Origin of the sequence: Bacillus sp. NPDC077411 (assembly GCF_044543425.1) — a bacterium.
Lineage (GTDB): Bacteria > Bacillota > Bacilli > Bacillales > Bacillaceae_G > Bacillus_A > Bacillus_A bruguierae.
Genome location: NZ_JBITWA010000002.1, coordinates 220,774 through 247,575, shown reverse-complemented (window position 1 = coordinate 247,575; position 26,802 = coordinate 220,774). Strand labels below are relative to the sequence as shown.

Genomic DNA, 26,802 nt, shown 5'->3' with positions numbered 1-26,802 from the left:
ACACATTTTTTACTTCTAATTAATTAACGTTTTGCTGTTTCATATATTGAAACATGTCTATCATAAGAGAAGCAACGGATAATTGATTTTGAAACTTAGCTACCTTGTCTGGGATTGTCTTTTTAAAATATTGCATGGCTGCTAATTCAAATGCTTCTTTTTCACTTGGATTTCTAGAAAGTTTCCGATACCAATATGGTTGCTCTCGAATATATTTCTGTAAATCTTCATTCGACCTTACAAATTCGATGAGTTCAGTTCTCATCACCTTTCCTCCTAATCTTTTTGAAAGAAAAACGGATTATTTTCGGAATTACGCTGTTGCTTTGTTGTCTGATCCCCTTGAAACTGTTGAATAACCTGCTGCACACTTCCAATGGCAGTCGTCATATTCGCTAAATGTTGCTGCACCTGTTCTACATCTATTTTTTTAAAAAACGATACCATTTGTCCCATAAAATCACCAAGCTTTTCTTCGCTCTCTTCTTGTACAGGTGGAGGAACTATCTCTCCATTTACTTTGTAGCGATTCCATACACCATCTTGTTCTCCAAGTAAATACCATTCTTCGTAAAACTGTTGCCATGATTTCTTTCCATTTCGAACGTCATGAACCATCTTTGGATGCTGACGTACAAACTCTTTGAACTTTTGAATAGAAGGATGTAAATCTCCTTTCACCGTCGTCATTACAATCACCCCACCAGATGTATCTTTTACTATATTGTAAGAAAAAAAAGGCGCATGGTTCGCCTATTTTTAGGCAATCCATACACCTTACTTTTGAATAAAATTTTGCGTATAAAATTTATCATACACTCCAATTCCTAAACCAGTGAATTGTTCATTTAGCAAATTCTTTCGATGTCCTTCACTATTTAACCATCCTTGAACCGCTGCAATTCCATCACTATGCTGCGCTGCAATGTTTTCCCCCGCTAGCTGAAATGATACATTCCCTTTTTGTAAACGATCTCCTAATGTTCCAAACGAAGGTGAATCATGTGAAAAATAGTTGTTATCTTTCATATCTTTACTATGTTCATATGCTACTGCTGCTGCTTGCTGATCCCATACTAATAATGGAAGATGGTTACGACTTCGAATTACATTTGTCAAATCTAAAATTTGCTGTGCATTCCCTTGTTCAACTTGTTTTATTTGTTCTTGTGATAATGGCTGTGGATTCGTTAATTCTCCAGAAAAAACAATCTGATACGGTCTTTGGCTGATTAACGTTTCATCATCCATATAACGAACACCAACAAGTTTATGTGTAAAATGATCAAAATATAATTGCGCCCATCCATCTTCTATAGCAACGAGTGGTTGTTCTGTTAGTTCAACATCAGATAATTCGAATTGATAGCTATTTTTTCCCATTTTAAGTGAAATTTCATGTGAAAACGGATTTTTCTTATAAATATCTTCATATGTTTCCCCAATATGAAATGGCGAAATATTTACTTTCTCTCCACCAACATAAATCGTAACAATTTTATGCTCTTTAATCCCAAACTGCACATATTGTGTTAAGTTTTTATTATATATCCACCATTCATAACCATATGCAGATGGTTCAATTCGCGCTGGTTCATCCCAATTTGCTAATAAAATTTCAGAATCACTACCAAGTAACTCTGGAATGGTTTCGGGTACTCCTTTAATCTCTTTTTCTTTTTTGGTTTTCACAATTTTATGCTCTTTTTTTAAATGAGGAGATTGAAATATATATTGAGAAACGAGTAATTTCCCGTATAGATCAATTGCTAAAATAAGAATAGTAATTACTATAATGCGGAACAACTTTTTCAAATTATATACCTCCTGAATAACCATGAAATTGAGGTATACACAAACAAAACTGTTTTCTCCATTTTGTGTGTACCACACTATGTTCACTATATCATATTTCTTTCATAAAATCAGACATTCTCCCTTTTCTCTCTATATGAATTGCGTTTTCTCACTATTCGTACTATTATAAATTCAAGTGGTTTTACGTTTATAATAAGGAGGCTATTTCATGCAATTTACAAATACGAAACTTGAAGGCGTAGTTGTTGACTTCACACTTCTTACTGAGGTAATGGACAATCATCACTTTGTACTAGCTGGGCAATGGGATTACGAGCGAGTTACATACGACTATAAATTTGAAATGCTGAAAGATGTGTATTATTTACGTATACAAGGTTTTGCGCTAGAAGGAGATATTGGCCGGCGACATGCCCATATTAAATTATTACAACCTCTTCTTGGTAAACATTATTATCCACACGGTGTGGAGTATGGAGAGAACGAAAAATTCCCAAAAAATGTTCTTCAAAAAAGCGAACAGTTACTTCAAAATATCGAAAAAGAGTTGCAAGATTTAGCGATTATAGAATAAAGAAAACTTTCTACGAGTTTCGCTATATACAAGTTAAAAAACGACATAAAACCTCTGTCCTTTTAGAGGGACGAGAGCATCTGGCCGTGCATAGAAGCGGTCAGAGCCTTTTCCTACCACATGCGAGGTTTAAAGCAAGCAAGTAGCGGTCATATTGTATTCTGCATAGCAGCTACTTATAAAGAAAGGCGGAAGCGGCTCGCTCAGAACAAGAGGGGGATGGATCTTCTGATATAGAGGCGCTTTTTGCCTCCGTGGAAGACGCGAAGCCACCGACTGTTCTAGCCGCTGGAGCTGGATCATAAAGAAAGGCGGAAGCGGCTCGCTCAGAACAAGAGGGGGATGGATCTTCTGACATAGAGGCGCTTTTTGCCTCGGCGGAAGACGCGAAGCCACTGACTGTTCTAGCCGCTGGAGCTAGACAAAGATGTCGAAAAATCAAAAGAAGGTGTACACGATGGTACACCTTCTTTTGATTTAGTAAATTTACCTCGCTATTCATGGATAGTAGGCCTTCCTACTGAGAGAAGTTTCACTTTATCTTGGTGAGAGCTTGCTATCAGTGACAGATGATTGAGATTGCAAATACGGGGGTAATGCATGTATCTGTTCCGCATCCTTTTTCCGTTCTTTACGCACCCACGAGAAGAAAACATACCCAATGACTGTGCCATATACAATTTCTTGTATAATCTTCATTACAATACCTCCTGTTTTCTGATCCTCTAAAACAGGAATCCAATGTAAGAAATCCGGACCTGTAATATTTAAATTAGATAATGTTCCAGCTGGTACACAAAGCTCCATCGCCTTCATCCATGAATTTGGATCTGTATATGTCACAAACAACGGCTCATTCGCAAAAATAATAAGTGCACAAGCCGGTGTTAATAGCATCCCATTAGCAAACATATAACCAATCTTTTTAATATCACTTAATGTTTGATATTGTGCTAACGGATTAAATATCGGCCACCATAGCATAATTGCCATAAAAAACAAGATAGCAAGAACAATTGGATGTCCAATTTGGCTTTGCTTTACCGTATCAAACACAAATGGTAAATGATACATCGAAAATAACCCGTTAAAAACAAATAATGCGATAATAGGATTTGCCCATATGCGTAACATTATACGAATAAATCGAAATGATGTTATATACTCAAAAAAACAGATTGGTAGCCCCAGTAGTAATAATGGCGGTACAGCAATGTACATGATTGCCATTTCTAACATATGCGCACTAAACACAATATGTCCAAGTAAATCGATAGGACCCCCTTTAACTAAATATAAAAGGAACATCCCACTTGTAAAATAAAAGATTTTTCGTTTACTTACTTCTTCCCCATTCGGAAAGCGATGTCTATACTTTCCAATAATTAAAAAATAACCAATCACAATAGCTAATATAAAAAGAAAAAAGATTGGGCTCCACAGTGCTTCAAAACCAAATATCCATAAGTTGTTCACTTTTCTTTCACCCACCCTTTCATAAGTAAAAGGGGATTGATGAAACATTCAATCCCCCTTTCTATTTTAAACCCAAACGATTGTCGTAAAAGTTAAAATCGTTACTAATCCAACTAGCAAACCAGCATACAAGAAAAATGCTGGAGCCTCATGCCCTTTATGGCTCATATGCATAAAATAATACAATTGAAAAATAACTTGTATGGCAGCTAACAATAAAATAAATGGTACCGAAAAAAGCGGACTAAATGTTTTCGGATATGCGACTGCTACAAATGCAATCATTGTTAAAAAAATCATTAATCCGAACGTAATGACTTGATGTTTCATTTCTTCCGCACTTTTTTTTCTGCGATAAGCAAGATCCACTTTAGGATTGTTTATATTTGTTTGTTTTATCGCCATTGTTTATCCCACCATTCCCATTAAGTATACTACAGTGAAAATAAACACCCAAACTACGTCAATAAAATGCCAGTAAATTGATGCAACGTAAAACTTCGGAGCATTATATAAATTTAAACCACGCTTCGCATTACGGAGCACTAGAGTTAAAATCCAAAGTAATCCAAATAAAACGTGTAACCCATGCGTACCAACTAACGCATAAAATGCAGAACCAAATGCACTACTTTTCATCGTATGCTTAAATTCATGAGTATAATGATTAAACTCATAAATCTCAAAGCCTAAAAAGCCAATCCCAAGCAAGATCGTAATAATAAGCCAAAACTGCATTTGTTTAAAATTAAAATTCTTCATATGATACATTGCATATACACTCGTTAAACTACTTGTTAAAAGAAGCATTGTCATAATAAACACAAGCGGCATTTGAAACATTTCTTGTGACGTCGGCCCACCGTTTGTTGAATTTTTCAATGCCAAGTATGTTCCAAACAAGGAAGCAAACAGTACAGTTTCCCCTCCTAAAAATAACCAAAATCCAATGAATTTATTCTTTCCTTCGAGGGTTGCTTTTTCAGGCTCTGCTGGAAAGGTTTCATTTGTTAATTTTTCCTCTACATGCATTACGCCTTACCCCCTTTATCATCTAAATCTTCTTTATGAATGTGGTATCCATGATCATCAATTACAGATCGGAAGAACATTGCTCCAAACGTAATAATAAGACCAACGATCGCTATCACTAACCACATTTTCTCTTTCCCACCATGCATATACATCGCTCCAAATGCCGCGATAAATAAGCCTAAAGAGATAACAAACGGTAAGAAAGATGAGTTTGGCATATGAATATCACCAATCGGCTCTGCTGGCGTCATCTCATTTTTCCCTTCACGTTTTTCAATCCATAGTGGATCTAATCCACGCACAAACGGTAATTGCTTGAAGTTATATTCAGGTGTCGGCGCAGGAATTGCCCATTCTAAAGTACGACCATCCCACGGATCGCGACCAGCTTGTTTTTTTGAAAAAGATGTTTTTACAACATTAACCAAAAGCACAATTGTTCCAAGTGCCATAAATACTGCGCCTATTGAACTAATTAAATTACCAGTTTCTAATCCTTGTCCTGGCAAATACGTAAAATATCGGCGCGGCATACCGATTAAACCAAGGAAGTGCTGAATAAAGAACGTTAAATGGAAACCAATAAAGAACAACCAAAACGTAATTTTACCAAGTGTCTCATCTAAGATTTTATTAAACATAAGCGGCCAATAATAATGAGCCCCCGCAAATAATCCAAATACAACTCCACCAACAATTACGTAATGGAAGTGAGCTACAACGAAGTAATTATCATGAAATTGATAATCAGCAGGAGCAGATGCAAGCATAACCCCTGTCACACCACCCATAACAAATGATGGAATGAAACCAACGGCCCACATCATTGGCGTTGTAAAACGAATACTACCGCCCCACATTGTAAAGAGCCAGTTAAAAATTTTAATACCTGTCGGAACAGCAATTGCCATTGTAGCTACAGAAAAAATGGCATTTGCTACTGGTCCAAGACCCACTGTGAACATATGATGTGCCCATACCATGAATCCTAAAAATCCAATTAATACCGTTGCAAATACCATAGATGAATATCCGAATAATCGTTTTTTAGAGAATGTCGCGAATATTTCTGAGAATATTCCGAAAACTGGGAGTATAAGAATGTACACTTCTGGATGACCGAAAATCCAAAATAAATGCTCCCATATAATCGTATTTCCTCCTAAAGCAGGGTTAAAAAAACTTGTTCCAAATAAACGGTCTAACATTAATAAAGCTAAACCTACTGTAAGCGGCGGAAATGCAAATAAAATAAGTGCAGATGTTACAAACGTCGTCCATGTAAACATCGGCATACGCATATATGTCATTCCAGGTGCACGCATATTAATAATGGTAACGAGGAAGTTAATTCCACCTATTAATGTTCCAATACCTGAAATTTGCAATCCGAGAACATAAAAATCGATGCCGTGTCCTTTTGATGCGAGTGATAACGATGCATATGATGTCCATCCTGCATCAGGTGCTCCTCCCAAAAACCAACTTAAATTTAAAAATACGCCTCCAAAGAAAAATAGCCAAAATCCAAGCGAGTTTAAAAATGGAAACGCAACATCTCGTGCACCAATTTGAAGTGGTACAGCTGCATTCATCATGGCAAACACAAGCGGCATTGCTGCTAAGAAAATCATTGTTGTTCCGTGCATTGTTAATACTTGGTTGTATGCATCCCCAACCAGAAAATCATTGTTTGGAAACGCTAGCTGATATCGAATAAATAACGCTTCTATTCCACCGATGATAAAAAACAACCCACCTGCAATTAAATAGAGAATGGCTATTTTTTTATGGTCTACTGTCGTTAAATAATCCCAAATCACAGAGCCCACTCCCTGTTTTTTTGCTACAGAACTCACGTTTTCAACCTCCCCTTCGCAAATAGTTTCTCGTTACTTTTCAACTTTTAATGTTTTCAAGTAAGCATTTAATGCCTCTACTTGATCTTCAGTAAGATTACCGTATTTTCCAGTCATTTTGTTTCCTGGTTTCATGCTTTCAGGGTCTTTTAACCATTTTTCTACATTTTCATCATTATTTTTAGCAATTCCCGCAACCATGTCACGGTCTGCAAAGTTTGCTAAGTTTGGTGCAATACGTGCAGAAGGTGGTCTGCTATCATTTGATCCAGTAGCATGACAACCGATACAGCTCTTTTCAAAGATTTGTTTACCTTCTTGTTCTTTCGAAGAAGCAACAGCCTTTTTACCATCTAATTCTTTCATACTAGCAATCCACTTTTTGTACTCGCTTTCATTAACCGCTTTCACTTTAAACTGCATTAAAGAATGAGACGGTCCGCAAAATTCTGTACAAAATCCATTATATGTGTCGGCCTTATCTGCTTTAATCCACATCTTGTTCACATTATCTGTATTTGTATCCATTTTTCCAGCTAAAGAGGGAACCCAAAATGAGTGTTTAATATCGGCACCCTTTAAATTTAAATACACTTTTTTACCTGTAGGGATGACTAAATCTTGCGAAGTTACTATTTTTTCATTTTTATAAGAAAATTCCCACCAATAAAGATTCGCTGTTACATCAACAACGATTGTATCTTTATCAATATTCTTTTTCTCCATTGCACTAACGTCAGCAAGTTTAAACGTATATGTAACAGTAGGGACAGCCAATACCAATAAAAGTAAAATCGGAATGACTGTCCATATAATTTCTAGCTTGTGATTTCCTTCAACTTGCTTCGGAATATAGTTTTCCTGTCCCTTCCTTTGACGGAAACGTACAATTACATACAAGAAAATAATCGTAACAACAAGAACAACACCAATCATGATTGCACTGGCTAATAACAATAAATCATATTGCATTTTTGCTACTTCACCTTGTGGAATCAAAGTAGATTGAAAGGCTTTACCGCATCCCCCTAACAGTAAAGCCACTAGTGAAACGAGCGAAAGCAATCGCCACTGTTTCTTCATGCAAACAACCCCCACTTTCTTTGTTAATTAGATTGTACTTTATAGTAAGTAAAGTAAACCTCAACGTAAAGAAATCCCCTCATGTCGTTGTCTTAGAAGAAAGTTACAACAATCATTAAAATAAATAAGATTGTTAAGTAATTTAAGGAGTATACAAACATTTGCACGGACCATTTGATGTCGTCTTTCTTGCGGAAGCCATAAAACCCTAACACGATCCAACCGATGTTAAGCAATGTTGCAATTACCATAAATGTTACTCCAAGTGCACTCATATAAAATGGCAGTGGTAATAAACATACTGTCCAAATCATAATTTGACGTTTTGTAATATCAAATCCATGCGCTACAGGAAGCATCGGAATGCCTGCATTGCGATATTCTTCAACACGTTTCATCGCAAGTGCGAGGAAATGTGGAATTTGCCAAATAAACATAATTAAGAATAGCATCCAAGCAATAGGGTGATTCAAGCTTGGATCAATAGCTGCCCAACCGATTAAAGGCGGAACTGCACCTGATACACTCCCTACTACTGTATTTAACGTATATTTTCGCTTTGTCCATAATGAATACAGAACAACATACGTAAAGAAACCAATAAAACCAATAAATGCTGCCATCGGTGTTGTAAATAGCAAAAATACAAAGCCTAAAAGCGTAATTGTAATACCTAATGTTAATGCGAATCCAGGTTTATATTTTCCTGTTACTGTTGGACGATTTTTTGTTCGTTCCATTAAATGATCAATATCTCGGTCAATATAATTATTTAAGCTACATGCTCCCGCCATAATTAATGCAGAGCCGATGATTGTAAAAAACATTTTATCTAGATGGTCCAAAACATTCAATCCATTGAAATGTAGAGCTAACCAAAATCCTGTAAATACAGTAAGTGTATTTGAATTTACAATCCCCATCTTAACGAGCGCTAATAAATCTTGTACACGTGTTGTTTCCGGTACATTTGCTATAGCTGACTCATCATGCAGTTCACTTGTTGCATGGTTCATCACTTTAACCCCCTCTTAAAACTTCCATCTTTCTTTTGCCCATTTACTTAAAATAAAATATCGCTTTTATATAGCAATATTATTACAGTAGAAATGTTGTTTTTTGGTTTTGTTATTAATATACACTTCTCGCTCGAATATATTAAAACATATTTCATGAAAAAATTGTGAAGAAAACATGAACTTTTTGTGTCTATGACTTAAAAAGTTTTCCTATTACTTCATCAATTATAGAACGTAATTATCTTTTATAATAAACTATTTTGTCAAATTCCGCATGCATTTCCGTATATTTCTTTATAAAACTCACTATTTTTTGTTAAAAATCAGCAATTTATTTTCCTTATCTTCTTCCGCTCTCTCCCCTTTGCTATTTTATCAGATTTTATATATCATAGGACTGTAGTGCATTTCTGTTTCTATAACCTTTCCGGCTATTTACAAGTAGTAAAACCTCCACCTCAAGATTCTGAAGACGTAGAGAATATAGGTTAGGTAACTGCTAGTATGCGCCGAAGTCGTTTAACTAACCCTTAGTGAGGATTAAAAACAACACCGAGGGAAGTTCTACTTTATTTTATTAAAATATTGCACAATAACTTTGAAATTGAAAGCTGGTGAAAAGGATTGCAACGCTTTATAAAATGGTTAGCAGTCATTACAAGTCTTGATTTATTATTTGTTCTACTTGGTGGAGCGTTAGTTACTAAAACTGGATCTGGACAAGGCTGTGGTAAATCTTGGCCGCTGTGTAATGGAGAACTTGTTCCTTCGAATTTATCAATGGAAACAATTATCGAACTGAGTCATCGTCTTACTTCAGGTTCTGCAGGAATTCTAGTTACACTACTATGTATCTTATCTTGGAAATACTATGGACAAGTTCGTGAAACAAAAGCACTTGCCATCCTATCTTTCGCGTTTTTAATAGCGCAAGCACTCATGGGCGCTGCTGCGGTTGTATGGGGGCAAGTTCCGGCTGTATTAGCAATTCATTTCGGTATTTCCCTTATTTCGTTTGCTGCTGTTATTTTATTAACACTTCTTATCTTTGAAATTGATAAGAAATTTGATGCTCATTCACTTGTTATTGATAAGAAGATGAAATTTCACATTTATGGTGTAACAATTTACAGTTACCTTGTTGTCTATACAGGAGCGTTAGTGCGTCATGAGCATGCGAGTTTAGCATGTCCGAGTTTCCCTTTATGCAGTAAAAACAGCCCTCTTCCAATACAGTTTCATGAATGGGTACAGATGGGACACCGAATTGCTGCTCTATTAATTTTCGCTTGGATTTTATATGCAATGCTTATAGCTATCAAGCACTATAAGCAACAACCTGTTATATGTTATGGATGGATTACAGCTTTCATTCTTGTCACATGTCAAGCAATCGCTGGTATTTTAGTTGTATATACAGAAGCAAGTTTAACAATGTCACTTCTGCATTCACTCTTTATATCATGCTTATTTGCCGTATTATGCTATTTAGTTATGCTAGGAACACGCAGTAAAACAAACATGAAAAAAACAGAAATAAATCATACTACTAAGCAAACGAAACTATCATAATAACATGTCTCTTCTGACAAGTTATTATTTTTTAAAAACAAAAGAGCTGCACAAAAGCAGCTCTTTTTTATTTTCAAAATTCGAGTGATAACCTTGTTTTATTGCTCTAACTCAATCAGCAAATCACCTGTTTGAATTGCCTCGCCGTCTTTCACATACACTTTTTTCACCGTTCCAGTAAATGGAGCTTGTACAGTTGTTTCCATTTTCATCGCTTCTGTAATTGCCATGGAATCACCTTTTTTCACTTGCTCTCCTTCTTTTACCACTACTTTAATTACAGTACCCGGCATTGTTGCATTAATATGATTTGGATTTTCACGATTCCCTTTCACTCGTTGCGAAACTGTTGCTTTCACACTTTCATCTTTTACAACAATTTCACGAGGCTGTCCATTAAATTCAAAGTAGATAACACGTGTACCATCTAATTGTGGTTCTCCAATCGAAATTAATTTCACAATTAACGTTTTACCACGTTCGATTTCCACACCAATTTCCTCACCAAGTCTCATTCCATAGAAGAATGTCGGTGTGTCAAGGACAGAAATATTTCCATATTGTCCTGCAACTTTTTGATAATCCATAAATACTTTCGGATATAATGCATACGCTACAATATCAAACATCGTTACTTCACGACCAAGCTTATGGAATAACTCTTTTTTTAATGCTTCAAAATCGATCGGTTCTAGCAATTCACCTGGTCTTACTGTTAAAGGCTCTTTTCCTTTTAGAATAATCTCTTGTAGCTTTTTAGGAAAACCACCATACGGTTGTCCAAGGTCACCAGAGAACATTTCGACAACTGATCCTGGGAAATCTAATGCATGACCACGTTCATAAATATCTTTCTCTGTTAAATGATTTTGTACCATAAATAGAGCCATATCACCGACTACTTTTGATGATGGAGTTACTTTCACGATATCGCCGAACATATCATTAACGCGACGATACATCACTTTTACTTCATCAAATCGATCTCCTAATCCGACAGCTTTTGCTTGTTGCTGTAGGTTACTGTATTGGCCGCCTGGCATTTCATGCATGTACACTTCTGTATGCGGTGCATTCATTCCACTTTCAAAAGAAGAATAATATTTACGAACATCTTCCCAATAATGTGAGAGCTTCTCTAAAGAATTCACATCCACATTCGGCTGTCTTTCATTTCCTTCTAATGCATAGAACAATGTATTAGCGCTCGGCTGAGATGTTAAACCTGCCATAGAGCTTACCGCAACGTCTACAATATCAACTCCAGCCTCAATTGCTTTTGCATATGTTAATACACCGTTTCCACTCGTATCATGCGTATGAAGATGCACCGGAATCGATACCGTCTCTTTTAATGCGGATACTAAATCGTAAGCTGCGTTTGGTTTTAATAAGCCTGCCATATCTTTAATCCCTAAAATATGAGCACCAGATGCTTCTAACTCTTTTGCCAAGTTTTTGTAGTAATTTAAATCATATTTACTGCGCATTGGATCATGGATATCACCTGTGTAACACATTGTTGCCTCTGCAATTTTACCGCTTTGACGCACAGCATCAATTGCAACGCGCATACCTTCTATCCAGTTTAAACTATCAAAAATACGGAATACATCAATGCCAGCCTGCGCAGAACACTCTACAAACTGTTGAATTAAGTTATCTGGATAGTTTTTATATCCTACTGCATTCGATGCACGAAGAAGCATTTGGAATAATACATTTGGCATACTCTCACGTAATTGTAATAAGCGTTCCCATGGATCTTCTTTTAAGAAACGATACGCGACATCGAATGTTGCTCCGCCCCACATTTCTGCCGAAAATAAATTCGGTAACATTCTTGCTGTTGGTTCAGCAATTTGTTTCAACTCTTTTGTACGAATACGCGTTGCTAATAACGACTGATGTGCATCACGGAATGTAGTATCGGTTAATAAAACTTGTTTTTGTTCCTGAACCCATTTTACTAATCCATCAGCTCCGCGCTTATCTAAAATTTGCTTCGTACCAGCTTTGATTGGTTCAGAATATTTTATATTCGGAATGCGTGCTTCTGCAAAAATCGGTTTTTCTTGTTTTCCTACTCCTGGGAATCCATTTACCGTTACCGTACTAATGTATGATAGCATTTTTGTACCACGGTCTTTTCGTTTTGGAAATACGAATAGTTCCGGCGAGGAATCGATAAAAGATGTATCATATTCTCCTGATAAAAAGTTTTGGTGCTTTACAACATTTCCCAAAAACGGAATATTTGTTTTAATGCCGCGAATACGGAATTCTTTTAAGTTACGTTCCATTTTAGCTGCTGCTTGTTCAAATGTTAATGCCCAAGTTGTTACTTTTACAAGTAATGAGTCATAATATGGTGTAATAACTGCACCTTGGAAGCTATTTCCTGTATCTAAACGCACCCCAAAGCCACCACCAGAACGATACGTCATAATTTTTCCGGTATCTGGCATGAAATTATTTAGCGGATCTTCTGTCGTCACACGAGATTGAATTGCAAATCCATGTGTAATGATATCTTCTTGTTTTGGAATACTTACTTTTTCACTATGTAAAGCATATCCATCAGCAATTAAAATTTGTGATTGAACGATATCAATGCCTGTAATCATTTCTGTAATTGTGTGTTCCACTTGGACACGCGGATTCACTTCAATGAAATAGAATTCATTTCCTTTTACAAGAAACTCAACTGTCCCTGCATTTACATAATTAACATTTTTCGTTAATTGAACTGCAGCCTCACAAATACGATTGCGCAGTTCAGCTGGAAGAGACACACTTGGTGCTACTTCTACAACTTTTTGATGCCTGCGCTGTACAGAACAATCACGCTCATATAGATGAACAGTATTTCCATGTTCATCTGCTAATATTTGTACTTCTATATGTTTTGGATTTTCAACAAATTTTTCTACATAAACTTCATCGTTCCCAAATGCAGCTTTCGCCTCGGATTTCGCACGGTCATACGCTTCCTTTAGTTCTTCTGCACTGCGTACAATCCGCATCCCGCGGCCGCCACCACCAAGAGCTGCTTTAATGATAATTGGGTAATCATACTTTTTTGCAAAATTGGCTACTTCGTCAATCTCTTGTACAGGGCCATCACTACCAGGAATAACCGGGATATTTGCCAATTGAGCTTGCGTTCTTGCCTTTACTTTATCCCCAAACATGTCTAAATGCTTACTCTTTGGACCAATAAAAATAATCCCCTCGTCTTCGCAACGTTTTGCGAATTGGATATTTTCTGACAAGAATCCGTATCCTGGATGAATTGCATCAACATGATTACTTTTGGCAATTTCAATAATACCTTCAATATCGAGATATGCCTCAATTGGTTTTTTTCCTTCTCCTACCAAATACGCTTCATCTGCTTTATAGCGATGATATGAACCGCTATCTTCTTTCGAGTAAATCGCAACTGTGCGTAGTCCTAATTCTGTACAAGCACGAAACACACGAATCGCAATTTCTCCGCGGTTAGCTACTAATACTTTTTGAATACGTTGCAGCTTTTTCATGATTTTCCCCCTCTATTTTCCTACCATTCATAACACCATAAATTTGTCCCGCTTTAGTGGGAGTAAGTATTTCACTTCCAGCAGTATTTTTTCACTGTGTGCAAGCTTCACCTTATTTTTATTCATCATACCTTATTTTTTGACAAATGATAAGCATTCTGTCCAATTCATCTCACAAAATTAGTATAGCATAAAACGAAGGAAGCAACCATCCTTTTTGTAGAACACATTTGATAAAAGTGACATACTGTTTGTTGCGAGATCATAAAATAATCATCTTTTTTTCTGAAGATATGCAAATAAAAGAAGCTTCGTACACGTGTACAAAGCTTCTTTTATTTTACAACAACAAGATGTCTCTCTTGTTTAGGTTGTTGTTGTTCCTGCTCTTTCTGTTCTCTTTTTTCTTGCTGTTTCACAAAACTAGCTACATTTAATAAAATTCCCATAGCTGCTAAGGTTACCACTAAAGAAGTACCGCCATAACTAACAAATGGTAAAGGCACACCAGTAAGTGGCATAACCCCTGTAATTCCGCCTAGGTTTACAATAGATTGCACTCCAATCATACTGCCAATTCCAATTGCAAGTAAACTCCCAAAAGGATCTTTACATTTTTGCGCAATTCGAAAAGCACGAACGACAATGACTAGTAAACCTATTAAGATAATTGCCACCCCAACAAACCCTAGTTCCTCAGATATAATTGCCATAATGAAGTCTGTATGTGGCTCTGGTAAATACCCATACTTTTGAATACTATTTCCTAGTCCTCTACCACCTACACCACCAGAAGCAATTCCAACAAACGAATTGATCAATTGAAATCCCTTCCCTTGCGCATCTCCAAACGGATTCCAAAACGTAGTGAACCGCGCAATTTGAACAGGTGTTAAAACATTTTTTCCTATAAAATATCCGAGCGGAATCCATATAATAGATGTAAGAGCAATTCGTTTTAGCCAAACTTGAAGGGGTATCCCTGAACAGAACGTCATAATCCCAATCGTTGACACAATTAATAATGTTGTTCCTAAATCAGGCTGTTTTAAAATTAAACAAATTGTAGTGAATAAAAAAATAAACACTCGGCCGGCACCATGCCAAATCGGTCCATCTGTCGCGTGCTTTTTTGCATAAAAACGCGCTAATACAATGATAATCCCTAATTTAACAAACTCCGACGGCTGTACACCAAACACCCAAGATTTCGCATTATTCACAACAGTTCCCCATTTTAAAACAATTAGCAGCATTCCAATGCTAACAACAACGATTAAAACAGTAATAATACGCTTTCGCCATACTTGAAAGGGAACAAACATGGCAATAAACAATCCAATCGTTCCAACGAACAACGCTTTTAACTGTGATAGAAAAAAGTGATCGCTCGTCCATCCGTATTTCGGATAATATTTTGTAATTGCAACAATAGAACTGGCACTATATACCATAATAACGCCGAGCACACATACGATAACAAGAGGAAGCACTAAAGAATAATCTATGGACTTCCAGACTCTTTTCATTCAAAATCCTCTTTCTCTCTTCTTTTTTACAGTTGTATTCCATATGTATTTGCTTTCTTCCTGCTTTTCAGGAAAAATCGTTTTTTTTCATAAAAAAAGCTCAAACTGATTCAGTTTGAGCATCTTATTTGAACCAGCTATTATTGTTTGTTTGTAAAAGCATCATGCAACGCCGATAGCTCGCGTTCTAATTCTCCTAAAATTTCTTTACCTTGCTCTTCCGCAATGAGACCAAGACGAACCGCAAAATCAACTTCACGGGATAAGCCAAACATTTGTGTATCAAGTACCTCTTCGTATAATGGACACTGCGGCATCGTAAGGTGGTCCATTTGCACCTTAATAAGTTTTAATATTTTCTCTGCATCAGCTTGTAGAAGGGCAAGTGCCTTTTCCTGATGATTTGTTACTGTCTCAGACGCCAAATTGGTTCCCTCCGTTTCCGTCCTACTCCTCTATCCTATCTATTAATATTAGCGATAGTTTTCATAAATTGCAATAGAAACATTTTCTGTGACAATTGTTCCTAGTCCTATTATACTGAAAAGTGGGAGTATAAGACAAATGGGGGAACAACAATGACTGAAATCTTATTTATTAATGGAAATGTCCGCTTTCCAATTACAATCGATCCAAGTGTTTGGATTTTTGATGATCGAAAAGTCGACTTAACAACATACTTTACAACTCCAAAAGAAATAACAAGTGAATTAGCACAGTATACTGAAGAAGCATCTAAACATTGGGATCGCGAAATTAGAGAAGGAGCTATTTTTCCACCTGTCAATAAAAGCGTTGCAAGATTTGAAAAAGAGAAAATTATTACAGGAACATTCGGCATACCATTTTTACCTTTTTTAGAAAACGCAGAGATTTCTAGCGACGCTGCACATGTAGAAATTCATACTGAATTCGGTATTACAACGATTTCAATAAAGGAAGCAAAGGATGCTATTCTCGGTTTTTCTATTAAAGGAAAACCACTAAAAGAAGACGGTCCTGTTCACCTTTATTTCGGAGATGGCTCTAATGTCAATAATCCTGTTCGATATATTCGAAAGTTTACTATCGTGTAAAGTGAAACTTTCGGTAGCGAAAAAGTTTACTTTACATTCACAGAGGACAAGCAAATAAGAGTGGCTTTTCGCCACTCTTTCCTACAATAAATCCGCTGCTAGTTGCGCTAAATTAGATCGCTCACCTTTTACAAACTTCACATGTCCACTAATTTTTTGTTCTTTAAACTTCTCTACAACATATGTTAAGCCATTATTATATTCATCTAAATATGGATGATCAATTTGCTGTGGATCTCCCATTAAAACAATTTTGCTCCTCTCTCCAACACGCGTTAAAATTGTCTTCACTTCATGTTTTGTTAAATTTTGTGCTTCATCAATAATAATAAACTGCTCTGGAATACTACGTCCGCGAATATATGTTAAAGCTTCTACTTCAATAGAACCCATTCCCGCTAAAATTGCATCTAATTCCCCAGGTTTTTTTGTATTAAACAAATATTCTAAATTATCATAAATCGGTTGCATCCAAGGTCTTAACTTTTCTTCTTTCTCTCCTGGTAAATATCCAATATCTTTTCCCACTGGAACAATAGGTCTTGCCACGAGCAATTTTTTATACATTCCCAAATCTTCAGTTTGCATAAGTCCCGCAGCTAATGCTAATAATGTTTTCCCCGTCCCAGCTTTACCAGTCAATGTTACAAGAGGAATGTCTTCACGTAACAACAATTCCATCCCCATAATTTGTTGTACATTTCGAGGACGAATTCCCCAAATCTGCTCGTTTGGAAAAATAAGCTTTTTTATCTTTTTCCCAGAATGATCAACGATCCCGAGAGCCGAACTCGATCCCCCTAAAGCATCCTTCATTACAATAAATTGATTTGGATAAAATGGATGGTTAGCAATTTCAGAAAGAGAAAGCTCCCCTTTTTCATAAAAACGGTTTAAAATCTCTTTTTGTATGTAATACTCTAAGAAGCCTGTATATATGTTTTCGACTTCCGTAACACGATCACTCAAATAATCTTCGGCTTGTAATCCTAAAGCATCAGCTTTTACTCGAACAAGTACATCCTTACTCACAAGAATGACAGATTTCCCATTTTCTTTTTCTTGCTCTTCTAATGATAAATTTTTGGCCACAGCTAAAATACGATTATCATTTGTTTTCTCTACAAAAATATCTTGTAATTGAACGAATGAACGATGATTTAGCTCAATTCGAAACGTCCCTCCATTCTCGAGAGGAATACTGTCATGCAATTTCCCAAGTTCACGAAATTTATCTATTAGTTTTGATACATAACGCGCATTCCTTCCAACTTCATCCATATAACGTTTCTTTGAATCTACTTCCTCTAACACAACAGCTGGAATGACTACATCATTATTTTCAAAAGAAAAAATAGATAACGGATCCTGCAAAAGCACATTCGTATCTAGCACATAAATTTTACTCAACCTGTTACCCCCTGACTCCACCATGAAATTTGTAGAACAAGGGTTTCATCCATGAGTATGGACGAACCATTGTTATAATTATATGTACTGTACAAACGAGATAGAATAGAAATCACTTGAAATATAAAGAAAAAGGATGAACAACTTTCCTTGCTGCCCATCCTTTTTCACGCATCCCTCATCGCTGATAAAACTTGGTTGTCTAATTTTTCTGCAGCGCGAAAATCGTATGTTTTTTCATATTTCGGTTCAATGGCAAGTTTCGCACCGTAAAACATTACGTCACGTACTTCTTGCACAGAAACTTCAATTAAAGTTAATTTCAGCGGAACACCTTCCATCCGCTCTGTCTTTATAATCGCTTTACCACTTATAGAATATATGGATTCATTTGCCATTACAGTAAGAACAAGCCCTGCGTGATGGCGCAAATTCTCTACAATACGAGAACGTTGATCCACTGCAAAACGAATAACTTTTTCACCCATTGCATATACCCATGAAATCGCGCTTACATTTGGAACACCTTTCTCAAAATCAGTTGTTGCAATTGTTACAATACGCTCTTCACGTAACGCTTTCACTAAAGCATCCGTTAATGTTAGTTCAACTATATTTGCCATGTTTCCACCTCCATAAACATCTATATTGATTTCGCTCTAACAGGCACTTCCTACCGCGAGACTACAACAAACGAAGAAAAGAAACCTGCCCACATGATTCAACTAATCATCAACAAAAATGTACATTCAATGTTAATAATAGTTTCACTTATATAATAACCTATTTTTTGAATTGCGAAAATATTTATTTTTTCTCCTATAGTTCAAAAACTTCTACGGTCCATGATATACTAAAGTAAGATAGAACTTGTGCCGAGGTGACAAAATGAGAGTCAAATGTATTCTTTGCGATAAAAAAGAAGATTTAAATGACGAAAATCCAGTTGCGAAGCGGCTTCGCAATCGTCCTATTCATACATTTATGTGTAAACAATGTACAGATCGAATTACAGAACGTACTTTAGAACGACACACAACAGGCAATTTCCGATTATATCGTGATAAAACAGTTGAAGATGAATGGTAATCTGTTAATAGGAATATCGTCTATTTGAACGCTGAAAGGAATCAAATAAACATTACTATATGAATCCATTTTAATTTTTCGACATATAGATTGCGGCTATAGAAACAAACGGAGCCTACGCTTGCTTTCTCCCTTTGTTTTATCTTGCATGTGGCAGGAAAGGGCCTGACCGCTTCTATGCATGGCCAGATGCTCTCGCCCATCGAAAAAAAGAATGGTTTTATGTCGGTTTTTTAACTTGGATTTATATATATAGTAAATCCAATCGTCTATATGATATACATAATTGTAGCGTATAAATAAGCCCTTATCGAACAGGATAAAGGCTTATTTATATTTCTCCGGCTCACGGTTTATCTGTTCTAAAAAACAATCAATCAGCTCAAGTGGAAACCGAACTGATTTCTTTTCCCCTTCTCTTTCATATGTAACAAAATACATATCTTCCTTTTTTTCTACCGTAACATGTTTTAACTGATGGTCTTCATGTAACATATTATGAAAAAGCATATATGTTTCCTGAGCAGCTTCATCATATGGACGGGCTTCTGCAACAATTTTAATGGTTAACCAATTATATAGTGCATCTTGCACAGAACGCATCTTTCCTTCCCCCTTTTAGCCTGCCTTTGAATATTTTGCTTGCCGTAAACGTAATTTATATATACCCAGTATAATAATTGCTACAACAAGCCCTTCTCCTACAGGCAGGAAAACAGCAAAAAAGGTTAAAATAGTGCAACCAAGTATTAGTACAGTATAGATTACTACATTCTTTAACAAAGATAACTTTCTAGCAAACCCTAAATTATAAACAATAATACTAAATATAATAATCGTACCGTAAAGAAGCCACATTCCTAATTCAGGGTTCGTATCTACATTGTATAATTTCGCAAAAAATGACATTCTTTCTATCACTTCCGACATTTTCTGGCACTCCCCTTTTCCCCAGTTATACTTTCTATTATGCTCTATTATAAGAGTAGCGTGCTATATACACATTGTCTATAAAAAATTCCGAAAATTCAAACCTCAATAAACAAAAAAGAAACTACCTCAGATGAGGTAGCTTCTTTTTTGTTTATCACTCAGCGAATTTCTTTTTCTTTGCAGATCTTTCACGTTCGCTCTTATCAAGAATCTTTTTACGAAGACGAATTGATTCTGGTGTTACTTCACAGTATTCATCATCATTTAAGTATTCTAATGACTCTTCTAAAGTCATAATACGCGGTTTTTTCATCGTTGATGTTTGGTCTTTTGTTGCAGAACGAATGTTAGTTTGTTGCTTCATTTTCACAACGTTAACTGTTAAATCATTTTCACGTGTATGTTCCCCAACAATCATACCTGCATATACTTCCGTACCTGGTTCAACGAAGATTACACCACGGTCTTCAACTTGCATAATACCATACTGTGATGCTTTTCCTGTTTCAAGTGAAACTAGAACACCTTGACGACGTCCACCAACTTGACCTGCATGTACTGGTTGATAGCTATCAAATGTATGGTTTAAAATACCGTAACCACGAGTTAAAGTTAAGAATTCAGTTGTGTAACCAATTAGTCCACGTGCTGGAACCATAAATGTAAGACGAACTTGGCCGTTTCCGTTATTGACCATGTCTAACATTTCACCTTTACGTGCCCCCATTGATTCCATAATAGAACCAGTATATTCTTCTGGCACGTCAATTTGTACACGTTCTACCGGCTCACATCTTACGCCGTCAACCTCTTTAATGATTACTTCTGGTTTAGATACTTGTAATTCATATCCTTCACGACGCATATTCTCAATCAAGATTGATAAATGTAACTCTCCACGTCCAGATACAATCCATGCATCCGGAGATTCTGTATTGTCTACACGTAAACTTACATCCGTTTCTAGCTGTGAACGAAGACGCTCTTCGATTTTACGAGATGTAATATATTTACCTTCGCGACCTGCAAATGGGCTGTTATTTACAAGGAATGTCATTTGTAGTGTTGGTTCATCAATACGTAATAATGGCAATGCCTCTTGATATTCAACTGGACATACCGTTTCACCAACGTTAATGTCTTCCATACCAGAAACAGCTACTAGGTCTCCAGCTTTTGCTTCTTCAATTTCTTGACGTTTTAATCCGATATAACCAAATAATTTCGTTACACGGAATTGTTTTACACTTCCATCAACTTTCATTAACGCAACTTGTTGCCCTACTTTCATTGTACCGCGGAATACACGTCCAACTCCGATACGACCAACATAATCATTGTAATCAAGAAGTGCTACTTGGAATTGAAGTGGCTCTTCACTATTATCAACTGGTGCTGGAATATGTTCAATAACTGTGTCAAACAATGATTTCATATTCTCTTCTTGATTTGCTGGGTTTGAATCTAAGCTTGCTGTTCCGTTCATTGCTGATGCAAATACAACAGGGAATTCTAACTGATCTTCGTTTGCCCCAAGTTCGATGAATAAATCAACTACTTCATCAACCACTTCATCTGGACGAGCAAAGTCACGGTCAATTTTATTCACAACAACGATTGGAGTTAAATTTTGCTCAAGTGCTTTCTTTAAAACAAATCGTGTTTGTGGCATACAACCTTCATATGCATCAACAACAAGTAACACACCATCAACCATTTTCATAATACGCTCTACTTCACCACCGAAGTCAGCGTGTCCAGGTGTATCTAAAATATTAATTCGTTTATCTTCATAATGAATCGCTGTATTTTTTGCTAAAATAGTAATACCGCGTTCTCTTTCTAAATCATTCGAATCCATCGCACGTTCTTCAACGTGCTCATTTGCACGGAACGTCCCCGCTTGACGTAACAATTGGTCAACAAGTGTTGTTTTACCATGGTCAACGTGGGCGATAATTGCTATATTTCGTAAATCTTCTCGTTTTTTCAACATGTCCAACTCCTAGTGTCTTTTTAATCCTTCTCTATTATAAGAGCGAAGGGGATCCAATAGCAATCAAAATAAAATCAAGAATGAAAATATAGTTGTATTCTCACTTTTGTGAAAGTACAATGAAATTGGAGGGTGAAATATATGGAACAGATTCAATATCGTTTTTTATTAACAGCTATCATTGGCGTTATTTTTATGATTGGTATTGGAATTATGATTGCTGAGAATAGCCCAATTGGTGTTATTATTTGTATTGTCGGTACGATTTTTACAATCGGATACGGATTTATGACAAAGAGAAAAATGCGTAAACTACAATAACAGCAAAAAGTAAGAAGCGATTTTCTATGCCTCTTACTTTTTTGTTTATTCTATGAATTTTATACACCTACTGTACATATTGTAGCATCTCTTCATACACACCTGGTCTTGCAACGAGAACACTGCTCTTCTCAATAATTCGAAGCGGCTCTCCAGTAAAAGTCGTTACTTTTCCTCCACCCTCTTCTACAATAATCTTCCCTCCGCCAAAATCCCATGGAGACAAGCGGGGCGTCACATACGCATCTAATCGTCCTGTTGCTACATATACCATTTCAAGTGCTGCACATCCATACGAACGTGTGCCTCTTGCTCTTTTTACAAGTTGTGCCATTTTCCTCATATCAAGACGAGGATTATCAGTAAGCCACGTAGCATTTACAGCAATAACTCCTGAAGACACTTCACTCGGCTGTAATGATGGAATTTTTTTATCATTACAAAATGCTCCAACACCCTTTTTCGCATGATATAACTCACCATGAACTGGATCATACACGAGACCAATTTTCCCAATACCATTCTCATATATGCCAATTGAAATTGCAAAATTTCGCTTTTGATGAACAAAATTCATCGTGCCGTCAATCGGATCAATTAACCACAAAACCCCATCCGTTGAAGCTAACTCATCCCCATATCCTTCTTCTCCGAGAATATAGTGTTTAGGAAATTTCTCTTTAATTTTCCCGATAAAAAACTGTTCAATTTCCCGATCCATATTTGTTACTAAATCAGAGGCATTTGACTTCGTTTCAATAATAAGAGACTGCTTCATTGATGAAACAAGGTGCTGCCCCGCTTCTTTTATCCATTGTTTTGCGTATACATCAATTTCTTCCCATACCTCTTGCATGTTTAAACACTCCGATCTGTACAGTTCACAGAAAAAACGAACCCTTTATAAGGTTCGCACCAACTAATTTTTTATACATACACTATTATTACGCCTCTAACCGAATCATTTCAAGTCTTAACACTTCTAATTTTTTCATACACTCTTCTTTTTTCATGTTGTCATTTTCCATCATTGCATCATATAGCGTTGCTAATTCATAATCTAATTCTAAACGTAACACCGGAATTCTCTTCTCCGCATCTGTTCTTTTTAATGCGTTAATTACCTGTCTCATATTCGTTTGCCTCCTCCCAATATTCGTTTGCCCTTGGCCTTGAATTTACTCAATTTTCTGATTTTTTGTTTTATACTATATTATGTGGGATAAATCATCTATGCAACTAATTTGCATTTTTATCTAAAATTTTTTTATAAGCGTCTTTTTTTATGAATTTTACAAGCTATGTTAGAATAAAAACAAACTAGGAGTTGGAGGAACAACCATGACATCAATAACTTTCAAAGAAAAGGACTTCACTGTGTTCTCTGTAGATGGTCTAGAAGAACGGATGGCTGCAATTAAAACGAACATTCATCCGAAGTTAGAAGCTCTCGGCGAACAAATTTCTCATTTCTTAACAAATGAAACTGGTGAACCTTTTTTCTATCATGTAGCGAAACATGCACGTCGTAAAGTCAATCCACCAAACGATACTTGGGTTGCATTTTCAACAAATAAACGCGGATATAAAATGCTACCACATTTTCAAATTGGACTATGGGGGTCACATGCTTTTATATACTTTGGTTTAATTTATGAGTGCCTACAAAAAATGGAAGCGGCTCATGCCTTTTTAAAACATTTAAATGATTTAAAAACAAATTTACCAAATGATTTCGTTTGGTCCATTGACCATACTAAGCCTGATGTAAAATTACATAATACTCTTCAATTAGAAGAGCTACAAGAAATGATTGAGCGGTTAGGCACTGTTAAAAAAGCAGAATTATTAGTAGGAATTCATATTTCTCCAGAAGAATTTGTAAATCTTACTGATGAACAGTTCATCCAAAAAATTGAAGCAACGATGCACTCACTCCTTCCTTTATATAAAATTTGTAATCGATAAAGCAAAACGGACAATACATGTATTGTCCGTTTTTAGTTGTTATCCCATTATAACACTTCATTTTTTATTTTTCAAAAAATTTTTACATTTTAACAGTATCTTCTTCTTGTAAATTTTTCGCCTTTTGAATTGTACGATAAATGGAATAACCACTCACTTCTTGAAATTCTTTGTCGATTTTCTTTTCTTCTGCTTTTCCTGGCACAATTTCTTTAAAATGACGATACAAACTCATCAGACTTTCTCTTTTCAGCCCTTTTTCATAAGCTTGTTCAATCGCTTCATAAAATTTAATTACTGCAACCATTTCTTCTGTTGACCAATCATAATTAATTGGATATTGATATTCCATAATAACACCTCATCTATTCCAGTTCACTCTAATTTGTTCTCCTTCATTATCATACGCGAGATAAAGTGAAACTTCCACCCGTATGCTTAGTCACTAATCGTTTTCTTTACCGATCCAAAATCTTACCAATAATATTTTGGATTGGTAAAGATATCATCCGTTAATCAGGATGTCTTCCACTCTTCCCGTCACTTTTCTTAATCATATTTTGTTCGTTGATACTCTATCTCTAAATCCAGCTATTAAACATTTCCTACATAAATTCCTTTTCATAACAACCATTCTTTATTTTATACTACTTTTTATTTTTTACGTATAATTCCTTCTGCATAAAAAAACGATAATTACCATTATTATTTTTCTATACATCTTCTTCTATAGGTGATATAATGCTTTTGTTTTATAGAACATAAAGGGATACTTCAAATAGTAGTGAGAATTTTTCTTCTGCTATTGATTAGTGTAACAGAATAAACATAAAACAAAATTAATAAATATTAACCAAAAAGAAGGGGTGTATAAATTGTCCCAATACGAAACACCATTGTTTACTGCTTTAAAAGAGCACAGCAAGCGAAATCCAGTCCAATTTCATATCCCAGGTCATAAAAAAGGACAAGGAATGGATCCTGAATTCCGCGAATTTATTGGGCATAATGCATTATCAATTGATTTAATTAATATTGCACCGCTCGATGATTTACATCATCCAAAAGGTATGATTAAGCAAGCACAAGATTTAGCAGCCAAAGCTTTCGACGCTGATCATACATTTTTTTCTGTCCAAGGAACCAGCGGAGCAATTATGACAATGGTGATGAGCGTTTGTGGTCCTGGAGATAAAATCCTTGTACCGCGTAATGTTCATAAATCTGTTATGTCAGCGATTATTTTCTCAGGCGCAAAACCAATTTTTATTCATCCAGAAATTGATCCAACATTAGGAATTTCACACGGAATTACAATTCCTTCTGTAAAAAAAGCGCTTGAAGAACATCCAGATGCAAAAGGGCTCCTTGTTATTAATCCAACATATTTTGGTTTTGCAGCTGACTTAGAGCAAATTGTAAAGTTAGTACATTCATACAATATACCGGTACTAGTGGATGAAGCCCATGGTGTTCATATTCATTTTCATGACGAAATGCCAAAGTCAGCGATGCAGGCTGGTGCCGATATGGCTGCAACAAGTGTTCACAAACTAGGTGGCTCATTAACACAAAGCTCTATTTTGAATGTAAAAGAAGGGCTTGTAAACGTAAAGCATGTTCAATCGATTATTAGTATGCTTACAACAACTTCAACATCTTATATTTTATTAGCTTCACTTGACGTTGCAAGAAAGCGTCTTGCAACAGAAGGACGAGAACTTATTACGAAAACGATTCAATTAGCAGAAGATGTTCGAAAGCAAGTAAATGAGATTGAACACCTCTATTGTCCTGGTAAAGAGCTGCTAGGAACAGATGCAACTTTTGGTTATGATCCAACAAAGCTCATTATTTCTGTAAAAGAATTAGGAATTACAGGACACGATGTAGAGTTATGGTTAAGACAGCATTATAATATAGAGGTTGAGCTTTCCGATTTATATAACATTCTTTGCCTTGTTACACTTGGAGATACGGAAGAAGAAACAAATTTACTAGTGCACGCTCTGCATGATTTATCAGCTACCTTTAAACATCGAGCAGAAAAAGGTGTTCAAGTACAAGTGGATATTCCGGAAATCCCTGTACTTGCGCTATCTCCACGCGATGCCTTTTATTCTGAAACAGAGGTTGTTCCTTTTGCAGAAGCTGCTGGCCGCATTATAGCAGATTTCGTTATGGTCTATCCACCAGGTATTCCAATTTTTACTCCTGGTGAAATTATTACAAAAGAAAATTTAGACTATATTCAAAAGAATTTAGAAGCAGGATTACCAGTACAAGGTCCTGAAGACATGACATTACAAACTTTACGTGTCATTAAAGAATATAAAGCAATTAGCGAATAACTTCCTTCCCACCTCATATCATTGAGGTGGGATTTTTTCATTCTTTCCCTCTTCTAGCCTTCATATTATTTTTCCTATGCACCCTTTATTCGCCTATTCATACGATATAATGTGAAACTTCCATCAGGCGGAAACCCTTCCCAATTGG

The 26,802-nt window shown here is 36.0% G+C and carries 27 protein-coding genes; 7 read left to right on the top strand and 20 right to left on the bottom strand.

Going from position 1 to position 26,802, the window contains the following annotated elements:
• Positions 1 to 19 precede the first annotated feature (19 nt).
• From ACIGHG_RS04675 to ACIGHG_RS04665, 3 genes are all read right to left on the bottom strand, one after another.
• Entirely contained in the window at positions 20 to 265 is a 246-nt protein-coding gene (locus ACIGHG_RS04675) for a YlbE-like family protein (protein ID WP_090914347.1), read from the bottom strand.
• Positions 266 to 276: 11 nt separating this feature from the next.
• Positions 277 to 690 carry a YlbD family protein gene (gene ylbD, locus ACIGHG_RS04670; protein WP_336473487.1) on the bottom strand — a complete coding sequence of 138 codons (414 nt, stop codon included), beginning with the start codon at positions 688 to 690 and terminating at the stop codon, positions 277 to 279.
• An 87-nt stretch (positions 691 to 777) separates the two neighbouring features.
• Positions 778 to 1,815, bottom strand: a complete 1,038-nt coding sequence (locus tag ACIGHG_RS04665; protein WP_336473488.1) for a CAP domain-containing protein — start codon at positions 1,813 to 1,815, stop codon at positions 778 to 780.
• A 211-nt stretch (positions 1,816 to 2,026) separates the two neighbouring features.
• Between ACIGHG_RS04665 and ACIGHG_RS04660 the strand changes: the two genes are divergently transcribed.
• On the top strand, positions 2,027 to 2,392 hold the full coding sequence (locus tag ACIGHG_RS04660; protein WP_090914342.1) for a YugN family protein: 366 nt from the start codon (positions 2,027 to 2,029) through the stop codon (positions 2,390 to 2,392).
• Between the two features lie 537 nt (positions 2,393 to 2,929).
• Here the strand turns inward: ACIGHG_RS04660 and ctaG are convergent.
• The 6 genes from ctaG to cyoE form a co-directional block, all read right to left on the bottom strand.
• Positions 2,930 to 3,868, bottom strand: a complete 939-nt coding sequence (gene ctaG / locus ACIGHG_RS04655; protein WP_090914483.1) for a cytochrome c oxidase assembly factor CtaG — start codon at positions 3,866 to 3,868, stop codon at positions 2,930 to 2,932.
• 66 nt (positions 3,869 to 3,934) lie between these two features.
• The gene (gene ctaF / locus ACIGHG_RS04650; protein ID WP_090914341.1) at positions 3,935 to 4,273 is read right to left on the bottom strand and encodes a cytochrome c oxidase subunit IVB; all 339 of its coding nucleotides are present in this window, start codon (positions 4,271 to 4,273) and stop codon (positions 3,935 to 3,937) included.
• A gap of 3 nt (positions 4,274 to 4,276) precedes the next feature.
• Positions 4,277 to 4,900, bottom strand: a complete 624-nt coding sequence (locus ACIGHG_RS04645) for a cytochrome (ubi)quinol oxidase subunit III (protein WP_090914340.1) — start codon at positions 4,898 to 4,900, stop codon at positions 4,277 to 4,279.
• Entirely contained in the window at positions 4,900 to 6,762 is a 1,863-nt protein-coding gene (ctaD, locus tag ACIGHG_RS04640; protein ID WP_336473489.1) for a cytochrome c oxidase subunit I, read from the bottom strand. The genes ACIGHG_RS04645 and ctaD overlap by 1 nt, the downstream gene beginning before the upstream one ends.
• Before the next feature lie 33 nt (positions 6,763 to 6,795).
• Positions 6,796 to 7,845, bottom strand: coding sequence for a cytochrome c oxidase subunit II (coxB, locus tag ACIGHG_RS04635; protein ID WP_090914336.1), 1,050 nt, complete (start codon positions 7,843 to 7,845; stop codon positions 6,796 to 6,798).
• A 92-nt stretch (positions 7,846 to 7,937) separates the two neighbouring features.
• The gene (gene cyoE, locus ACIGHG_RS04630) at positions 7,938 to 8,861 is read right to left on the bottom strand and encodes a heme o synthase (protein ID WP_090914334.1); all 924 of its coding nucleotides are present in this window, start codon (positions 8,859 to 8,861) and stop codon (positions 7,938 to 7,940) included.
• A gap of 627 nt (positions 8,862 to 9,488) precedes the next feature.
• On the opposite strand from cyoE, the gene ACIGHG_RS04625 reads away from it, so the two are divergent.
• Entirely contained in the window at positions 9,489 to 10,436 is a 948-nt protein-coding gene (locus tag ACIGHG_RS04625) for a COX15/CtaA family protein (RefSeq protein ID WP_336473491.1), read from the top strand.
• A 98-nt stretch (positions 10,437 to 10,534) separates the two neighbouring features.
• On the opposite strand, the gene pyc is transcribed toward ACIGHG_RS04625, so the two are convergent.
• The 3 genes from pyc to ACIGHG_RS04610 all read right to left on the bottom strand — a co-directional run bounded on the left by pyc (position 10,535) and on the right by ACIGHG_RS04610 (position 15,935).
• Entirely contained in the window at positions 10,535 to 13,981 is a 3,447-nt protein-coding gene (gene pyc, locus ACIGHG_RS04620) for a pyruvate carboxylase (RefSeq protein ID WP_396547380.1), read from the bottom strand.
• A gap of 335 nt (positions 13,982 to 14,316) precedes the next feature.
• Positions 14,317 to 15,510 (bottom strand): FtsW/RodA/SpoVE family cell cycle protein, encoded by a 1,194-nt coding sequence (locus ACIGHG_RS04615; RefSeq protein WP_336473493.1) that lies wholly within the window; start codon positions 15,508 to 15,510, stop codon positions 14,317 to 14,319.
• 140 nt (positions 15,511 to 15,650) lie between these two features.
• The gene (locus ACIGHG_RS04610) at positions 15,651 to 15,935 is read right to left on the bottom strand and encodes an Fpa/YlaN family protein (protein ID WP_020059288.1); all 285 of its coding nucleotides are present in this window, start codon (positions 15,933 to 15,935) and stop codon (positions 15,651 to 15,653) included.
• A 153-nt stretch (positions 15,936 to 16,088) separates the two neighbouring features.
• On the opposite strand from ACIGHG_RS04610, the gene ACIGHG_RS04605 reads away from it, so the two are divergent.
• A complete protein-coding gene (locus ACIGHG_RS04605; protein ID WP_090914326.1) occupies positions 16,089 to 16,586 on the top strand; it encodes a molybdopterin-binding protein in 498 nt (165 codons plus the stop codon).
• A gap of 81 nt (positions 16,587 to 16,667) precedes the next feature.
• Here the strand turns inward: ACIGHG_RS04605 and ACIGHG_RS04600 are convergent, their stop codons facing one another.
• A complete protein-coding gene (locus tag ACIGHG_RS04600; protein WP_090914323.1) occupies positions 16,668 to 17,996 on the bottom strand; it encodes a PhoH family protein in 1,329 nt (442 codons plus the stop codon).
• A gap of 167 nt (positions 17,997 to 18,163) precedes the next feature.
• On the bottom strand, positions 18,164 to 18,619 hold the full coding sequence (locus ACIGHG_RS04595) for a pyridoxamine 5'-phosphate oxidase family protein (protein WP_396547377.1): 456 nt from the start codon (positions 18,617 to 18,619) through the stop codon (positions 18,164 to 18,166).
• 265 nt (positions 18,620 to 18,884) lie between these two features.
• Between ACIGHG_RS04595 and ACIGHG_RS04590 the strand changes: the two genes are divergently transcribed.
• Positions 18,885 to 19,085 carry a YlaI family protein gene (locus ACIGHG_RS04590; protein ID WP_336473495.1) on the top strand — a complete coding sequence of 67 codons (201 nt, stop codon included), beginning with the start codon at positions 18,885 to 18,887 and terminating at the stop codon, positions 19,083 to 19,085.
• A gap of 327 nt (positions 19,086 to 19,412) precedes the next feature.
• Here ACIGHG_RS04590 and ACIGHG_RS04585 read toward each other — a convergent pair whose 3' ends face one another.
• The 3 genes from ACIGHG_RS04585 to typA all read right to left on the bottom strand — a co-directional run bounded on the left by ACIGHG_RS04585 (position 19,413) and on the right by typA (position 22,014).
• Positions 19,413 to 19,688 carry a hypothetical protein gene (locus tag ACIGHG_RS04585; protein ID WP_336473496.1) on the bottom strand — a complete coding sequence of 92 codons (276 nt, stop codon included), beginning with the start codon at positions 19,686 to 19,688 and terminating at the stop codon, positions 19,413 to 19,415.
• A gap of 15 nt (positions 19,689 to 19,703) precedes the next feature.
• Positions 19,704 to 20,006 carry a YlaH-like family protein gene (locus ACIGHG_RS04580; RefSeq protein ID WP_090914479.1) on the bottom strand — a complete coding sequence of 101 codons (303 nt, stop codon included), beginning with the start codon at positions 20,004 to 20,006 and terminating at the stop codon, positions 19,704 to 19,706.
• A gap of 166 nt (positions 20,007 to 20,172) precedes the next feature.
• A complete protein-coding gene (gene typA / locus ACIGHG_RS04575) occupies positions 20,173 to 22,014 on the bottom strand; it encodes a translational GTPase TypA (RefSeq protein ID WP_336473497.1) in 1,842 nt (613 codons plus the stop codon).
• A 141-nt stretch (positions 22,015 to 22,155) separates the two neighbouring features.
• Here typA and ACIGHG_RS04570 point away from each other — a divergent pair, with 141 nt between their 5' ends.
• On the top strand, positions 22,156 to 22,335 hold the full coding sequence (locus ACIGHG_RS04570) for a DUF5325 family protein (protein WP_090914316.1): 180 nt from the start codon (positions 22,156 to 22,158) through the stop codon (positions 22,333 to 22,335).
• Positions 22,336 to 22,402: 67 nt separating this feature from the next.
• On the opposite strand, the gene ACIGHG_RS04565 is transcribed toward ACIGHG_RS04570, so the two are convergent.
• Positions 22,403 to 23,191: an inositol monophosphatase family protein gene (locus ACIGHG_RS04565; RefSeq protein WP_396547374.1), complete on the bottom strand. Its 789-nt coding sequence runs from the start codon at positions 23,189 to 23,191 to the stop codon at positions 22,403 to 22,405.
• An 88-nt stretch (positions 23,192 to 23,279) separates the two neighbouring features.
• Positions 23,280 to 23,468: a hypothetical protein gene (locus ACIGHG_RS04560; RefSeq protein WP_090914312.1), complete on the bottom strand. Its 189-nt coding sequence runs from the start codon at positions 23,466 to 23,468 to the stop codon at positions 23,280 to 23,282.
• 208 nt (positions 23,469 to 23,676) lie between these two features.
• Between ACIGHG_RS04560 and ACIGHG_RS04555 the strand changes: the two genes are divergently transcribed.
• The gene (locus ACIGHG_RS04555; protein WP_396547372.1) at positions 23,677 to 24,303 is read left to right on the top strand and encodes a YktB family protein; all 627 of its coding nucleotides are present in this window, start codon (positions 23,677 to 23,679) and stop codon (positions 24,301 to 24,303) included.
• A gap of 82 nt (positions 24,304 to 24,385) precedes the next feature.
• Here ACIGHG_RS04555 and ACIGHG_RS04550 read toward each other — a convergent pair whose 3' ends face one another.
• Complete coding sequence (locus ACIGHG_RS04550; RefSeq protein ID WP_336473499.1) at positions 24,386 to 24,655, bottom strand: UPF0223 family protein; 270 nt, start codon at positions 24,653 to 24,655, stop codon at positions 24,386 to 24,388.
• Between the two features lie 523 nt (positions 24,656 to 25,178).
• Here ACIGHG_RS04550 and ACIGHG_RS04545 point away from each other — a divergent pair.
• Positions 25,179 to 26,654, top strand: a complete 1,476-nt coding sequence (locus tag ACIGHG_RS04545) for an aminotransferase class I/II-fold pyridoxal phosphate-dependent enzyme (protein WP_461781910.1) — start codon at positions 25,179 to 25,181, stop codon at positions 26,652 to 26,654.
• Positions 26,655 to 26,802 lie beyond the last annotated feature (148 nt).